The 15,743-nt window shown below is 55.6% G+C and carries 13 protein-coding genes; 6 read left to right on the forward strand and 7 right to left on the reverse strand.

Translation table 11 applies throughout. From position 1 onward, the window contains the following. The first annotated feature begins 37 nt into the window (after positions 1 to 37). Complete coding sequence (locus GR198_RS01030; protein ID WP_029872374.1) at positions 38 to 2,314, forward strand: polysaccharide biosynthesis tyrosine autokinase; 2,277 nt, start codon at positions 38 to 40, stop codon at positions 2,312 to 2,314. Then, positions 2,314 to 3,018 (forward strand): hypothetical protein, encoded by a 705-nt coding sequence (locus GR198_RS01035; protein ID WP_029872373.1) that lies wholly within the window; start codon positions 2,314 to 2,316, stop codon positions 3,016 to 3,018. The genes GR198_RS01030 and GR198_RS01035 overlap by 1 nt, the downstream gene beginning before the upstream one ends. Positions 3,019 to 3,162: 144 nt before the next feature. On the opposite strand, the gene GR198_RS01040 is transcribed toward GR198_RS01035, so the two are convergent. Next, the gene (locus GR198_RS01040) at positions 3,163 to 3,861 is read right to left on the reverse strand and encodes an Ig-like domain-containing protein (RefSeq protein ID WP_029872372.1); all 699 of its coding nucleotides are present in this window, start codon (positions 3,859 to 3,861) and stop codon (positions 3,163 to 3,165) included. Between the two features lie 688 nt (positions 3,862 to 4,549). On the opposite strand from GR198_RS01040, the gene GR198_RS01045 reads away from it, so the two are divergent. The 4 genes from GR198_RS01045 to GR198_RS01060 all read left to right on the forward strand — a co-directional run bounded on the left by GR198_RS01045 (position 4,550) and on the right by GR198_RS01060 (position 10,576). Further along, positions 4,550 to 6,163, forward strand: coding sequence for a right-handed parallel beta-helix repeat-containing protein (locus GR198_RS01045; protein ID WP_029872371.1), 1,614 nt, complete (start codon positions 4,550 to 4,552; stop codon positions 6,161 to 6,163). 477 nt (positions 6,164 to 6,640) lie between these two features. Continuing rightward, positions 6,641 to 8,407 (forward strand): type I secretion system permease/ATPase, encoded by a 1,767-nt coding sequence (locus GR198_RS01050; protein WP_029872370.1) that lies wholly within the window; start codon positions 6,641 to 6,643, stop codon positions 8,405 to 8,407. 15 nt (positions 8,408 to 8,422) lie between these two features. Beyond that, on the forward strand, positions 8,423 to 9,730 hold the full coding sequence (locus GR198_RS01055) for an HlyD family type I secretion periplasmic adaptor subunit (protein ID WP_029872369.1): 1,308 nt from the start codon (positions 8,423 to 8,425) through the stop codon (positions 9,728 to 9,730). Between the two features lie 150 nt (positions 9,731 to 9,880). Beyond that, positions 9,881 to 10,576, forward strand: a complete 696-nt coding sequence (locus GR198_RS01060) for an SGNH/GDSL hydrolase family protein (RefSeq protein WP_029872368.1) — start codon at positions 9,881 to 9,883, stop codon at positions 10,574 to 10,576. A gap of 41 nt (positions 10,577 to 10,617) precedes the next feature. Here GR198_RS01060 and GR198_RS01065 read toward each other — a convergent pair whose 3' ends face one another. The 6 genes from GR198_RS01065 to GR198_RS01090 form a co-directional block, all read right to left on the reverse strand. After that, positions 10,618 to 11,094 (reverse strand): glycosyltransferase, encoded by a 477-nt coding sequence (locus GR198_RS01065; protein WP_029872367.1) that lies wholly within the window; start codon positions 11,092 to 11,094, stop codon positions 10,618 to 10,620. Then, the gene (locus GR198_RS01070; protein ID WP_011653119.1) at positions 11,091 to 11,549 is read right to left on the reverse strand and encodes a glucuronosyltransferase; all 459 of its coding nucleotides are present in this window, start codon (positions 11,547 to 11,549) and stop codon (positions 11,091 to 11,093) included. Before GR198_RS01070 ends, GR198_RS01065 begins: the two co-directional genes overlap by 4 nt. 211 nt (positions 11,550 to 11,760) lie before the next feature. After that, on the reverse strand, positions 11,761 to 12,741 hold the full coding sequence (locus GR198_RS01075) for a glycosyltransferase family A protein (protein WP_029872366.1): 981 nt from the start codon (positions 12,739 to 12,741) through the stop codon (positions 11,761 to 11,763). Further along, a complete protein-coding gene (locus GR198_RS01080) occupies positions 12,738 to 13,622 on the reverse strand; it encodes a glycosyltransferase family 2 protein (RefSeq protein ID WP_029872365.1) in 885 nt (294 codons plus the stop codon). Before GR198_RS01080 ends, GR198_RS01075 begins: the two co-directional genes overlap by 4 nt. Then, positions 13,619 to 14,593 (reverse strand): glycosyltransferase, encoded by a 975-nt coding sequence (locus tag GR198_RS01085; RefSeq protein ID WP_029872364.1) that lies wholly within the window; start codon positions 14,591 to 14,593, stop codon positions 13,619 to 13,621. The genes GR198_RS01080 and GR198_RS01085 overlap by 4 nt, the downstream gene beginning before the upstream one ends. Before the next feature lie 91 nt (positions 14,594 to 14,684). After that, a complete protein-coding gene (locus tag GR198_RS01090; RefSeq protein ID WP_029872363.1) occupies positions 14,685 to 15,653 on the reverse strand; it encodes a glycosyltransferase in 969 nt (322 codons plus the stop codon). Between the last annotated feature and the right edge of the window lie 90 nt (positions 15,654 to 15,743).

Raw genomic sequence — 15,743 nt, forward strand, 5'->3', positions numbered from 1 at the left:
AGATCTTAGCGCTTGACGCCTTTGTTGGAGATCGAAATTGCTATCGCCAGATAAACTTACACCGCGTATCGACCCCTCCCGCGATACCGGAAATGATGCTGATTTCATCGATTTCGACAAGCTCATCGCAATCGCCCGCCGACAGTGGCGGATGGTTGCGGCGTGCGGTTTCGCCTTTGCCATTCTCGGCATTGTGTATGTGTTGACTTCGGTGCCTGTCTACACCGCCGACACGAGCGTGCTGATCGACCGCAGCGATAGTCAGGTGATCAACCAGCTGGCGGCTTTTGGCCAGATGGACGATGACGAAGGTACTGTCCTCAGTCAGGTCGAGCTATTGAAGTCCGACACTATCGCCTATGCTGTTGTCGACAAACTGAAACTCGTCGACAATCCGGTGTTCACGGCACCGAAAAGCTCGCTTTTTTCTGTCTCAACGCTGAAATCCTTCATGAATTTTCGGTCGTGGTTTGCCGATGACGTAGCCGTCGCACCCGATCCGGAAATGAAGCGGCGCAGCGCTGCGGAGACCGTCGCGGGCAATATCGATGTCGAACGCGTCGGCAAATCATACGTTCTCGATGTCAGCTATACCTCGCAGTCACCGGATCTGGCGCGTGATATCGCGGCTGGGATCGCCGACGTCTATCTGGTCGACAAGCTCAATTCCAAATACGAGGCGACGCGCCGGGCCGGCCAATGGCTGCAGGAGCGCATCGAAGAGCTCCGGCAGCAGGCGCTGGATACCGACCTTGCGGTTCAGAAATTCCGCGGCGAGCATGGGCTTGTCGAGGCCGGATCCGGTACGCTGATCAGCGAGCAGCAGCTTTCCGAGATCAATACCCAATTGATCAATGCGCAGGCCGAGACAGCGAAGGCCGAGGCAAGATATGCGCGCGTCAAGTCGATCATCGACGCCAAGCAGACCGATGCGATCGTCACGGATGTGCTCGATAGCTCCATTTCGAACGAGCTGCGCAAGAAATATCTGGAGGCTTCCAAGCTCGAGACCGAAATCGAGGCGCGGCTCGGTCCCGATCACGTCCAGGCGGTTCGGCTTCGTGCGGAAATGGAAGAATATAAAAGGCTCATGTTCGATGAGTTGAACCGCATCGCCGAGAGCTACCAAAGCGAGCTGCAGGTCGCAAAGTCGCGGGAAAACTCTTTGCGCGACAGTGTCACGCAGGCGACCGGCGTAGCCGCAACGGCTGGCGAAACGCAGGTGCAGCTTCGCGAACTCGAGCGCACGCGCGATACCTATAAGAATCTCTATCAGAGCTTCTTGACGCGCTACCAGGAAGCAATTCAGCAGCAGAGCTTTCCGATTACCGCTGCGCGCATCATCACGACGGCGGAGACGCCGACGAAGCCGAGCGCTCCGAAGAGAGCTCTCGTCGTTGCTTTCGCGATGTTCGTGGGATGTGCATTTGGAAGTGGTATAGCTGCCTTCCGCGAATTCCGGGATCGGTTCTTCCGCACCGGCGATGATGTCCGGGACGTGCTCGATGTCGAGTCTCTCGGTGTCATGCCGCTGATTGAAAACAACGTCGACGATCCGACGCTCGTTGATCCCAGCAATCCGCGAAGTATCGCCAGGGGTGGAAAGACGACGACCTATGTCGAGGAGCATCCGCTATCGGCATTTGCTGAGACGCTTCGAAGCGCCAAGATTGCCATCGACCTCAGTGCTGCCGATCAGCGTTGCAAGGTCATTGGCGTCGTGTCGAGCTTGCCCGGCGAGGGCAAGTCGACGACATCCATCAATTTTGCCAAGCTCCTGGCAATGCAGGGTGCGCGTTGCCTGCTTATCGATGGCGATATGCGCAATCCCGGTGCCACCCGGGCGATCGGTCGCCATGCCGAGGCCGGCTTGCTCGAGGCGATCGTCGACAGCCGTCCGCTCAAGGATCTGATCCTTCTCGATCCAAAAACTAAGCTCGCATTTTTACCGACGGTGGCACGCTATCGTGTTCCACATTCGTCGGAGCTGCTTGCGTCACGCGGCATGGATCAGCTTCTTGAAACGGCGCGTCAAAGCTTCGATTATATTATCGTCGACCTGCCGCCCTTGGCGCCGGTTGTGGATGCGCGCGCTATCAATTCGAAGCTCGATGCGGTGGTTTTCGTTATCGAGTGGGGAAAAACATCGCGTAAGGTCGTGCAGTCGACCCTGCTGTCCGAGCCGGAACTCTATGCGAAATGCGTCGGTACCATATTGACCAAGGTCGACCCGTCGCAGATGAAGCTCTACCGGACATTCGGTTCGAGCGAATATTATTATAAGCGTTATTCGCGATACTATACCGAAAGCTGATGTTCCGCAGTCAGTCCGTTTCGATTACCAGGATCTCCTTCGTTATCGTCACCGTCGTCTTGGTGGTGCTGGCCGGTCGAGAGCTCTACGCTTCGATAAGAACGGCCAGCATCTCGATCGTCGCCGAAAGGATCGAGCGTGGCGAGACTGTTGCGGATGATGTCGTGACCAAATATGCGTCGCGCAGTGTCGATGTCGTTGACGGACACTATTGTCGATCCGACATCGTGGCTGCTGGCGTAACCCTCGTTCTGGCGCAACTCGATCGGCAGAATGTCAATGTCAATTACGACGGCTGGGCCGCTGCGGCCTCGAGTGCGCGCCAGTATCTGCGGCATGCGCTTTCGTGCATGCCGACGAACAGCAATTTTTGGCTTCGTCTTGCGGCGGTGCAGTCGACAATTGCGGAAGAGCCGGTCTCGATCGCGGGAATGATGAAGCGTTCGGTTGCGCTCGCGCCCCACGACCAGGTGATGATCCTGACGCGATTTTATTTCTGGAACGATTTCACTGATGCAACACTCGCCGCGGCAGAGCGCGCGCTCGACAACGATCTCATGACCATGCTGAAACGGGGCGATCGTTGCAGGGTCAATGCCACGATAAGAGAGATCAGCCCACAGCTTCGCCCAATCTTCGATCGAAGCTGGACGAGCGTCGGAGAGGCCGCGACGGCGCGGTTCCGACAGCGTTGCAGCAAGTAATCATCGAGGCGGGTTTTTCAAAGTTCCGAGCTCGTTGCGAACAGGCTGAGCACTTGCGGCTCTTTCTCTTGGCCGAACTCAATTTGCATAAAACAACGCCCGCAGTCTGTGCGGCGGGCGTTGTTTTTGATTGGCTATTGACGATCAGACTTCTGCGTCCGCGCCAGTGATATTGAGTGTCAGGACGCCGACGTCGGTGTGCCCTTCGCCGTCGGAGATCTTGTAGAACTGGATGGTTTCCGTGACCTGGTCGCCCGGAGCGATATCTGCTGTCAGATCATAGGTGAATGTTCCATCCGCTTTTACATGGAACGTACCATACGTGCCGGCGACGTCGGTTGTTGCGCTTGGATCACCGTTTACGGTCGTGTTGGCGAACTGACGAAGGAAGAGATGACCATTGTCGCCGGCAATGTCGTTGTCCAACGCGTTGCCGCTGATGGCGTCGCCTTCGGTGAAGCTGTAGTTGTCGTCGACAGCGATCGGCTTTACCTGGGTTACGCCTTGGATATTCAGGGTGAACAGGCCGACATCGGTATGACCGCTGCCGTCGGAGATCTTGTACGCGACTTTCTCCTGGAGCAACTCACCATTGGTGAAGTTGACCTTGGCAGCATCGCTTAGCACATAGGTGTAGCTGCCATCGGGCTTGACGAAGAAGGTGCCGTAGTCGCCCTGGATCTCTGTGATCTGGCTATTGCCGCTCTTGGCGCCTACGCTCGCGCCGTCGAAGGCGCGCAGGAACAAGTGTCCGTTATCGGATGAATCGTTGGAAAGCAGATTTCCTGAAATGGCGTCGGTTTCCAGGAATGTTGCACTATCGTCGGTTGCGTGAACAGCCATCAGTTCTCTCCTTGAATTATTCTTTGCTAAGTCAATTCTGACCTTTAGCGAGCTGGTCGATTAAGGATATCTTAATACAGAGAGTCAAGGGTGCAGTTAACAGCAAGTGAACATTTTCGGGTGTATAGTACAATAATGACACACCTGTAGCACGCATAAGGCGATGAAACGCATGGTAATTATTGCGTTAATAATAAGTGAAAGTACCAAATGATAGATACGGACCTCTGTTTCTTCAGAGGAGAAGAATGTTTATTCAGGGGCAATTTATAAGAATACGCCGAGGTGCTTATGCGCAGATGAGATGTTGATATAATCACTACGGGTTACAGCCTGAAAACTCAGTCTTGCTTCGGCTCCCGCGCCGGCGTCTGCTTTTCGACGAAGTAACTGGTGTCATGATTTTGTAACATTGTTTATCGTGTAATGTTTATGTCGCGACGTAATTGGCGCAAACTAATATACGATACGGGGAAGATAATCTTATTTACACTACAGATATTGGGTAACATCGTCATAACGGTGCGACGCAATTTTTGCTGCAATGCAAAATATTCAAGAAATGAAGATGTTTTGCGAGGAGCGTAAGAATTATCGCGAGATAGAACGCATTTTAGTGTTCCATTTTAGCAGGCAGAGAGAGGTCCGCGGGTAAAAGATTTTCCAGTATCTTTGGGAGATCACGGGCGTGACCGTCTACTATGTAAATTCCGCAACAGGATCCAATCAGAACAGTGGAGTGAGCGAGCAGTCGGCTTTCGCGACACTTTCCGCTGTTGAAGCGCTTAAACTCAATCCCGGTGATAGCGTGCTCCTGGCTGCCGGAAGCGTTTTCAACGAACAGTTAGATTTGAAATACTCCGGCAGCGTCGCCGCTCCGATCACGATCGGCAGTTATGGCGTTGGCGATGCGCCAGTCATTCACAGCAGCAATGACGGCATCCACGGTTCCAAGGCTTCGAACATCGTTATCGAGAACATCAAGATCTCCGAAACCGGCGCCAACGCGATATATGCAGGAAATGTGTCGAACTGGACGGTTCGTAACGTCGAGGTGATAAATACAGGCCTTGCGGGAAAGCCCGGTTCGGTCAGCTTTCAAAGCAGCCAGAACATCACAATTGAGAACAGCAAGCTGACCGGGGTTCATGCCGATGGCATTTGGATGGACAAGGTCAACGGTGTGACCCTGATCAACAATACAGTCAGCAACAGCCAGGGTGCAGCGGCGGACTCCATCCAACTCAACAACAGCAGCAATATTCTGGTGAAAGACAATCATCTGGAGCAGACGGAGACCAACAGCGCCAAGGGTGTCCTCGTGCTGGTCCGGGCTGTCAATGCCGTGGTCGAGGGCAACACGCTGGTCGGCGGCGGCTTTGGATTGAGTGCCCAGGCGGGTACGAATATCGCTATCCACGACAACGACATCTCGGGATACGGCGGATATAGCTGGTCCTACGGTATCGGCCTTGGCGATCAGGGCAATGCGACAAATTACGATATCAGTGGAAACTATATTCATGACGGCGTCTGGGGCGTGTCGATCAGCGCTGCAGGTTACCCAAGTTATACACGCACCGATATCGATATTTATGGTAATGTCTTTGACGACCTGTCGTCCTCGGCGCTGAAGGTCGACAGGCCTGCATCCGGCTCTTTCTATGATAATATCATCGACAGCGCGGTGTCGACGTTGACGATGCCCGTCGCAATTGTCCTCCAGAGCACCTTCTCGATCAACGACAATAAGACGCTGGAGCAAGCGCAGGCCGAAGTCGACGCCGCGACTGGCAACACCCAATCCAACAATGAGCAGACGCCTACCACGCCGGTTGTGGAGCCGTATGTCGAACCGTCAACACCGACGCAGACAAGCACTCCGGCGCCCGCGGCCGAAGCGCAGGTTCCGACCGCACCCACCGTCGCCGTTCCCAGGATTGTCGCAGCCCATGACAGCCTGAAAATCTCCACGGACACGGGCAGCGCCTATCATGGCAACCTTATCGAAAACGATAGCGCAATCAATGGAACCGTGCTGCTTCGTCGCTTCGGTGACAGTGCAGTGGATAAGCATGGCCTGACGGTGACCGGGAAATACGGCGTCATCCACGTGGAGAGCGATGGTGATTACACCTATACCGTGGATGCGGTGAAAATCGCCGGTCTCAGCGGAAAGGTCAGTGAATCCTTCCAATACAAGATTTCTGACGGCGCTTCTCACATCGATACCGACTCGCTCGGCGTGTATATCAATGTGGACGCGTTCCATAGCAGCCAAGCGTCGCACCTGCTGGTTTGAATCGCGCCAAATTTAGAGAGCGCCGGCCCCGCTGTTCAACACTTGAAAGCTTGATGATGAAGGGGTGTCGGCGGTCGAAGGCCGGGGACATGCGGATAAAAAAATATTTCCGCCGTTCAGAGGAAAAATGAACTATAGATTGAATTTATAGTTAATGCCTCAGTAAACGTCGCGCATATGCGCGCGACGCGTTCATTCCTCTGCGCCGTTGTTGGGCAATTTGCGATTTTCACTTGCTTAGGTTGGTATATTTAGCGTAGCGTCAAGTCAGAATCCCTGAAACCGCTCGTTATAAATTGGAATTTTTGGTCACTTTTTGGTTGGATTCATGTAATAGGTCGTGGACTTGCAAGCGGGTCCGGCGCCGGTGTCGGGGTCCAAGGCAGTCGTGTCATTGATCGGGCGTGATGGACCCGGAACTGGAGTGTGCGCGGGCATATTTGCTTTCGTGCGATGCGGTAAGAGAGGGATTACTTCGTGTTTCAGAGTTCAGCAGCTGATGTCAGCGAGCCGTCCAAAGCATTAAGGAAATGCAAGGGGGGGCTTGTTTTCATTGGAATAGCAAGCGCGCTTATCAATATCCTATACCTTACAAGTTCATTTTTTATGCTTGAGGTGTATGACCGGGTCATCCCTAGCAAAAGCATACCCTCGCTGGCTGTCCTGGCAATGCTTGCGTTAATGCTTTACGCCTTTCAAGGAGCGTTCGAGGTTCTGCGAAGCAGGATGCTTGTGCGCGTTGCTGGTGCGCTTGACGAGATGGTGAACGGGCGTGTGTTCCGCGCGCTGATCAAGGCTCCGTTGAAGGTCAAAATCGGCGGCGACGGGCTTCAGCCGTTGCGCGACTTCGACCAGATCAGAACCTTCCTGTCCGGCATGGGCCCGACAGCGATGTTCGATCTGCCCTGGTTGCCGTTTTATATTGTGATCTGCTTCCTCTTTCATCCGGCGATCGGATATATCGCGATCGGTGGAGCGCTGGTTCTCGCCATCCTGACGTTCATGACCAATCAGGGAACGCGTACGCTCTCAAAAAAGCAGTCTGACTCCGCCAATATGAGAAATGCCTTCGCGCAGACCTCGATCCGCAACTCCGAAGTTATTCACGCCATGGGCATGGCGGGGACGATGGCCGAAATCTGGGACCGCAAGAACAGTGAATACCGGACAATCACCCGGCAGGCATCGGATGTCGGCAACGGATATGCGACCTTGTCGAAGATTTTCCGTATTGCTTTGCAATCGGGAACGCTCGCGACCGGCGCGATTCTGGTCATTCAGGGACAGGCCTCGTCGGGAATTATCATCGCCGGCTCGATATTGACCTCTCGCGCCCTGGCGCCTGTCGAAGCGGCGATCGGAAATTGGCGTGGTTTCGTTTCTGCTCAGCAGAGCTGGGCGCGGCTTTCGAGCCTGCTGAAAACCATTCCTGAGATTCCAGCCCCCCTTGCGCTCGCGGCTCCTACCAAGCAAGTCACTGTCGAAGGACTGGCGAGCGGGCCGCCGGCGGGTCAGCGCCTGGTCATTTCCGATGTCAGCTTCGGCCTAAGGGCAGGGAGCGCGCTTGGCGTCATTGGTTACAGTGCCTCGGGTAAGTCGTCCTTGGCACGGGCGATGATGGGCATCTGGCCGACCGTCAGAGGATCCATTCGCCTCGATGGCGCAGCACTCGACCAGTGGGACGGTGACGCACTCGGCCGGCATATCGGTTATCTGCCGCAGGATGTGGAGCTTTTCTCGGGGACTGTTGCCCAGAATATCTGCCGTTTCGCGAAGGAGATGTCGCCTGAGGCGGTGGTTGCCGCGGCGAGGGCGGCGCGTGTCCACGATCTCATTCTTCGTCTGCCGAACGGTTACGAAACCGAAATCGGCGAAGGCGGTGCTGCGCTTTCGGCTGGCCAGAGACAGCGTATCGCGCTTGCAAGAGCGCTTTACGGCGAACCATTCCTCGTCGTGCTCGATGAACCAAACTCCAATCTCGATGAAGAAGGCGAGCGGGCGCTGAGTGCTGCGATCATGAGCGTGCGGGCGCGCGGCGGCATTGTCGTTGTCATCGCGCATCGGTCCGGCGTTCTGGCGGTCTGCGACTTCGTGCTGATGATGCAGGACGGCCGCATGATCGCGTTCGGTCCCAAAGAGGAAGTTCTGGCGAGAGTCAGCCGGCCGGAAGCGGCGCGCACGCCGATTGCCGAGCGCGTGGCTCAGCTTAAAGTCGTGGTCGACGGCATGAATGCGGCCGAATAGGCCAGAGGGAAGATTGTGAGCAAAGTTATCAGTGAATCGAAACGCTCCCTCAATCGGCATGTTGCCGTTGTCGGTGTGTTGTCGATAGCCCTCGTTTGCGGCATTGGCGGTTGGGCGGCGACGACAGAGCTTTCGAGCGCCGTCATCGGCGAGGGCGTGATCGTCGTCGACGGCGATGTCAAGAAGGTCCAGCACCTAACAGGTGGTATCGTGTCGGAATTGCTGGTTTCCGAAAACGACCATGTGACAGCCGGGCAGGTGCTGATACGGCTCGATGGGACGACGACAAGAGCGAATCTCTCGATTGTGGAAAGCACGCTCGCGCAGCTTTATGCGCGCCGCGCCCGTCTGAAGGCGGAACGAATCGGGGCAGATTCGTTCGAGGTCGAGGAAAACATCAGGGATCTGACATCCAGCACCTCCGCAGAGAAGCTTCTCGATGGCGAGCAGAAGCTGTTCGACAGTCGCAGGACGGCGCTTATCGGAATGAAGAGCCAGTTGGCATCGCGCAAGGACCAACTGGGCGAGCAGGTAAAGGGGTTGGTCGTTCAGATCAATGCCACCAACGATGCCTTGGGCTTGATCGAACAGGAGCTCGAGGGCATTGATACGCTCTACAAGAAGGGCCTCGTCACGCTTCAGCGTTTGAATACGCTCAAGCGCGCCCGCGCCGATCTTCAGGGCAACAGCGGCCAGGAAATCGCAGCTAAGGCGGAGGCCGAGGGTAAGGCAATCGAGATCGATCGCCAGTCGATCCAGCTGGATGAGGATCGTCGTTCGGAGATTGCAAAGGACCTGACCGACGTCGAGGCGCAGATCGCCGAATATGAAGAGCGCCGCGGAACCGCAGTCGATCAGCTGCACCGTCTCGACATTACCGCACCGTTGACTGGGCGAGTTCACGAACTTTCGGTTCACACCGTCAATGGTGTCATCGATCCCGGTCAGACGTTGATGCTCGTCGTTCCCGAAAATAACGAGCTTACGGTCGAGGCGAAAGTCGCCACCCGCGATATTGACCAGGTTCACGTCGGCCAGTCCGTCGATGTGCGTTTCAGCGCTTTCGATCAACGCACGACGCCTGATGTGAGCGGCGAGATTACCTCGATCGCGCCCGATATCGTCAAGGATGAGCGCACCGGCATCAGCTACTATCCCCTGCGCGTCAAGCCGAAAGCTGAAAGCATTGCCAGGATGAAGACGATAAAGCTCTATCCCGGCATGCCGGCGGAGGTCTTCATCAAGATCGGCGACCGGACCGTGATATCCTATCTGACGAAGCCGCTGACCGATCAGATGCAGCACGTATTTCGCCAGGAGTGATTGGCGGCTGTTTCACGTCGTTAAGAGCCTCGACGTTTCAAAGCAGCCGTTGTCATCTACCAGGATGGGGATTGGATGGTTTCGCATTGCTCGAACAGGCATGCGCGACCATTTCACGAAATTGTCTCAAGCCTGCTGCAAGGTCTCCTCATGATATGTTTGCAGTTTTGGCGAGCGGTGCCGACTGAGAGGCGACCGGCCCATGGACTGGTGCTGTTTCTGGTGTGTCTGGTAATGCTTTCGGCGGTCAGGAACGGCTATGCCGATAGTCCTCTGCCGCTGAAAATAGTGGCCTTCGGAACATCCTTGACGGCGCGTGGGGGATGGCAGCCTGCCCTTGAGACAGAGCTTGCAGCCTGCCTGCAGAAGCCGGTGAAGGTCGAGAGCGTTGCAAAAAGCGGTGAAACGTCACTGTGGGCTCTGAACCAGATTGATCGCGTCGTTGCCGAGCAGCCGGATATCATCCTGATTGAGCTCTATGCCAATGATGCGACATTGCATCGGTTCGTGTCGCTTGCGCAAAGCCGAAAGAATATCGGCGACATCCTCGACCAGCTCCATCAGCGCCTGCCGCAAGCGCGGATCATCGTCATGGCCATGAATCCGTTTTCAGGATTGCGTGGGCTAATCCGTCCCTTTGTCGACAGTTATGTCTCCGCACATCAGGCGGAGGCGCAAAAACGTGGTCTGGAGTTTGTCGACCACCGGCCCAACTGGGAGCGTCTGACGCCGGATGACCTGGCCACGGCAATTCCTGATGGCGTGCATCCTCTGCCCGACATAGCCTCCAAAATCATTGCGCCTGAGCTTGTCAAACGTATCGCCGGCAACAATTGCGGAGAATGAAATTCGCTCGTAAGCGTCAGAGTCTATGACGGCTCTCGGGGTCAGACTGCCGTAATATAGTTTTTCAGGTAGGTCACCAGTGAAGCCCGGCCGGCCTCCGACGAATCTTCGTGAGATGGGCTATCCAGCTCTTCGAGCAGATAGTTCCGGAGATCGTCATCGGTGTGTGCGACATAGATGCCCGGCCGGCCCACGAGCTGGCTCACGGTGGCGAGCTGATGATCGTTTCGGTGCTCACCGAGAGCCGCCTGTCGGGGAACGAGAATGATCGGCTTCCCAAAACGCTTGGCCGTAAGCACAGTGCCAATTCCCGCATGAGAGACGATGACACTTGCATCGCGAAAGACTTTGTCAAAGTCCTTGGGCTCGATATTCTTGATCCATTTCATATTCTGTGGCGTGTAAGTGCCCTTGCCGATCTGCGCCAGAACCGGTTTCGACAGTTCGTTTGCGAAGGTGTCGACAGCCTTGACGAGGCGATCAAACGGCAGCTGCGTTCCGACGGTGACAAGGATCAAAGGACAGCTCCTGCGTAATGGGGGCCATCCGGCCTCGACAGATGTTGCCATTGCGTGAGCCAGAGCGTCGCAATATGGCCGGCCAGTTTACCCGATAGAGACAGTTTCTCGACATTGGCGACGCTATCGATCCAGATCGTCCGCTTGCCCGTCAATTTGCCGGCCAGCAGGCAAAAAAGGCCGGGTGCGGCACCGGTCGAGATGATGACGTCGGGCCTGTGCTTGATGACGATGGAGAAGGCGGTGAAAAAGCACCGAATCGACATTGTAATCGAGTCGCGGCTGCAATCGGGAAGGACTAGTCCGCCCCGAATGTCGTATTTTGCAAGCAGTCCCGGGATGGTCGTTGCAAAGACGATATCGCAGCCCTCGAATGCGCCGCGCATGGCCATCAGCTGTTCCCAGTGGCCGCCTCCTGACGAGGCAGCGAGAACCTTCAATTTTTTCTCAGTCATAGACAGGCATCTCCTATATTTGACCGATGGATAAGGGCGAAAACCGTTCTGTTCGAACAGCGATTGTGTCACGATAGTTCAGCAGAAGTGTACCATTTTTGGCCCGGTTGATTGAAGCCTTGAAGTTCATAGACAGCCAATCACTTGTGATGTTTTCAACTGGAACATAATAGGGGTCCGAACTCTTCCAAGGGCGCTCGCGCAAACAATATCAGAGAGCGGCATTAGGCTTGTATTCCTGGTATGCATGTCCGAGAATCCCATTAACCATGCCCGCGCCGCGCAGAACGTGGGTGAGGGCTCGCATGCCCCAATAGGGTGAAATCAAGATCGCCGGCAGCATGACCAGCCCAAGCACAACTCTCGTGGCGCCATAGGCGGCGCGATAGATCCGGCGCTTGAGGTTGCCATGCAGGACCTCGCTGACTGCGAAGGTATTGCCAAGCCGGTATTGTCTTTGCAATACCCATTTCCAGGTCATCCGGCTGGCCGGAACGATATCATGGACAAGCGCTTTGTCAGCCCAGAAGACCTGCATGCCACGGCGGATGGCTTGGTTGAAGAAAAGATAATCCGTGCCCCCGGTGAAGCGCATCTTCTCTTCAAAACGCAGATTCCATGAACGGATCAGGGGATAGTCGAACATGACGTTGTTCGATGCCGCATAAGAAATGCGTTGACCGTCCTTGTTCTTCTTGCGCTCGAACACCCTTGCCTTGATGAAATATTCCGGCGGGTTTTCGGGATAGACCGGTTGGACGGGGCCATAGACGCAATCGGCGCGGTTTTTCTCCCGTGTCTCCAGCATCGCATCCAGCCAGCCGTCGACCGGCCATTCGTCATCGTCGAGAAAGCAGAGGAGGTCAGTGCCTGGAGGTGCCGAATCCAGTGCGCGATTGCGTGCAAAGGGTATGCCCTGGTTTTGTTCGATGACGTAGATCAGGTCGTAGGCACCTGTTTGGCCAAAGCTCTCTACCGTGGTCCTCGCGCTGCCCGCCGCATCATTATCCACGATCACCATGGTGAGATGATAGGGGCGAGCCGGATGCCTGACCTGGCGCGTCATGACGTCAAGCAGCTTGGCGATCCCGTCGAGGCGCCGATAGGTCAGCACACCGACGGCAATCTTCAGCGGTACGGCGCCTGCTTCTGTGCCGACGGATGAATGCGGAAAAGTCTCTTGCTGATTCATGACTGTCCTCTCCGCAGCATATTTCCCAAACGCTTGCGCGCCGCCATCAAGGCCACTTCGGTCGCGGCAGCATCGCCGAACGGACCGCCGGCCACCGTGTTGCGAGCTTCGCCCCGGAGCTTCAGAAGCGATGTCGTTTCGGCAATTCCGCCGGCCACGAGGCTCTTGCCGAGTGCCTGCAGCCCGTCATAGCGGCGTGCCAGTTCGAGCCCAGTCGCGATCATGATCCGCGGGCGCAGCGTCTTTGCCCTGCTTGTGCCCGTGTACCGGTTCGACCCATGAATGCGCTGAAACGTCAGCGGTGTTTCGACTATGGCGCCGCGACCCAGATAAGCGGCTGCAAACTTGATGTAATTGTCGCTGAGGACGACGTCTTTCGCGACAGACATTGGCAGGATCTGAGACAGCAGATCGCGGCGGAAGCTCAAGCCGGAGGTCGGCACAGGAAGCGAGGGAAAGCCGCCTCTGCGCAGCGTATCCCGCTTGTCGAACAGCGTCACCTGCAGCTCCGCAGGAGGCTGGTCGCTTTCCTCGGTCGTCACGCGGTCGAAGCACCAGTCGATCTCGTTGCGATCGTAGATCTCGGCGATGCGGGCGAGTTTGCCGGGCAGAAACGCATCATCGGCATCGAGGAGAAAAAGGATATTACCGCTTGCGGCCGCAAAACCCGCATTGAAGCTCGAGGCCTGGCCACCATTTTCCTTCAACACGGTCAGGATCCGATCGCCATAGGAGGCAAGAATCTCTTGGGAATCATCGGTGGAGCCATCGTCGACCACGATCACTTCGAAGTCGGGATAGACCTGCGACAGAACACTGTCGATGCATGGGCGCAAATACTGGCCGTAATTGAAATTGTTGATAAGCACCGATAATTTCAATGCACGACCTCCTGCGCTAGTCGACCAGAATGATTTACTGCCGGTGCGTATCGGCGAAGTCCGGCGCGGTAGCCACGCATGTAATAGCACTTCCAGATGGCCCAGAACCGCTTCTTTGATCGCGGCAACGGATAAAGGAGGGTTGCCCGAACCGCCCAGTTGGCGCTCTCGATCCAGGTTCTTAAGGGGATTCCCGCGATCCTTATACCTTTTGGAATATCCTCGGCGAAGAGCGCTGGCATTCCATAGCCAAGACGTTCCCCACGCTTCTGTACCCAAGCCTCTGTCACGCTAGAGGCTGGAATCCAATGATGAACAATGGCCTCGGCGCACCGATAGGTTTTCACGCCGCTTCGGGATAGGCGGCTGACAATTTCCGTATCCTCTCCCATTGCGAAAAGACCTCCTGGAAGCGGCCCGATATCTTCGCGGAATCGAACATTGCTGCCAAGCAATTCGCGACGCACGGTCGTGTTCGGACCCCAAATTTTTGTCGGATCGCATGGGCCACTGGATTCCTGGTCGGATATGGCGAAGGTTGATCCCATGGGAATCCAGTCTAACAGCGGATCCCCATGGGGATAATGCTCCCAATTTGGAAGAATTCGGCCGCCGATAACGCCGAAATCCGGGTTCGCCTCCGCGCATGCAGCGATCGAACTCAACCAGTTCGCATCTGCCTCGACGTCGTCGTCCGTAAAAACGATCAGCGCTCCTCGAGCTATCGCCAGAGCTGCGTTCATAGCTCCTGATTTGCCTGGGCGGGTATGATTAACAACAACAATTGGAAGCTTCTTTGCATATTGATCGAGAAGCTCCTGTGTTTCGTCTTTACTGTTGTTGTTGACGGCAATCAGTTCCCATTGTTCGACTGGAAGGTTTTGCCCCAACATCGAATCCAGCATCTGTTGAAGCCGTCTGCTGGCGCCGTTGAAGGACGAAAAGATGACACTAATTCTCGGATCCGTCATCAAAACCACTCGCCTCCTGACGTGCGAAAATCCTGCCCGCTGCCTCCGCAGGTGGAGCACTTCCTGTCGATGCCGCGGTTTAGTACTTTCGTCATTTGGCACCGACCTGAGAGTAGATCGTTTTATTCATCGTAGATCGCTGCTTGAGAAATTGGCGCAGGATCCCCTGTCTTACCGACTGCGCCCAGAGCAATTTGAAGCGAACCCCGCTTGGCGGAAATCTCTTGACGACGACGCTGGCCGGCACCATTAGAAGCCATCTCAAGGCGCTAGCGATGGGCAGACCGCCAATTTTCGTTTTTCTGTCGAAGAGGTCCGGCCGAACGATAACCAAGCCCATGCCATAACGCTCGCCGCGGCGCAAAACCCAGCCTTCGTTCACATAGCCCTTCCTGACAATGTGCCGAACCCCGGGATGCCGCGAGTGAAAAGCCTTGGCTCCATTCTTCTCCAACCTGAGAGCGAAAGCAGTATCCTCACCCATGGGGAACTGAGCGACAGTGGCATCGGGGCCGAGGCCGTCGTGAACGATATAGCTGGATCCTAAAATGGAACGACGGAAGGCCGAATTCGGCCCCGATATCAATGCCGCTGAAATCGGCCCCTCGGGTAGACCGCCATTTAGCGCATAAAGAATCCCCAGATGCCCATACTTGACTAACCACGGTGCAGGCCTTTCCTCCCATTCGGGCGTGATTAAGCCGCCGAATATGGCAAACTGTGGCTGCTGATCTGCCAAGGTGAGAAACTGCTCGATCCAATCCGGCGCGGGAATGACGTCGTCATCGGTTAAAATGACGAGTTCGCCCTCCAGATGGCGGAAGCCCAAAGTCAATGCGTACTGCTTACCTTGTTTTGGCTCAAAATAAACTTCCAGCGGAAGCCGCTCCTTATAGGAATTCAAGACTGCTGCAGTGTCGTCGCTGCTGTTGTTGTCGACCGCAACGATTTTCCATTCTTCCTTCGGTAGGGTTGAAGCGCACAGTGCGTCAAGCATCGTTGGCAAAGTCTTCTCGCCGTTATAAGTTGAGAACAGTATTGTAACCTTGACTTTGCTCATTTGATGCTCCGGACCTCATTTCGGTCGGATCGCTTCCCTGTGCGATTCGGGTCACGCCTTTACCGATGCCTTGGGCCTGCGATAGAACGC

The organism is Rhizobium leguminosarum, assembly GCF_010668065.1.
Lineage (GTDB): Bacteria > Pseudomonadota > Alphaproteobacteria > Rhizobiales > Rhizobiaceae > Rhizobium > Rhizobium leguminosarum_S.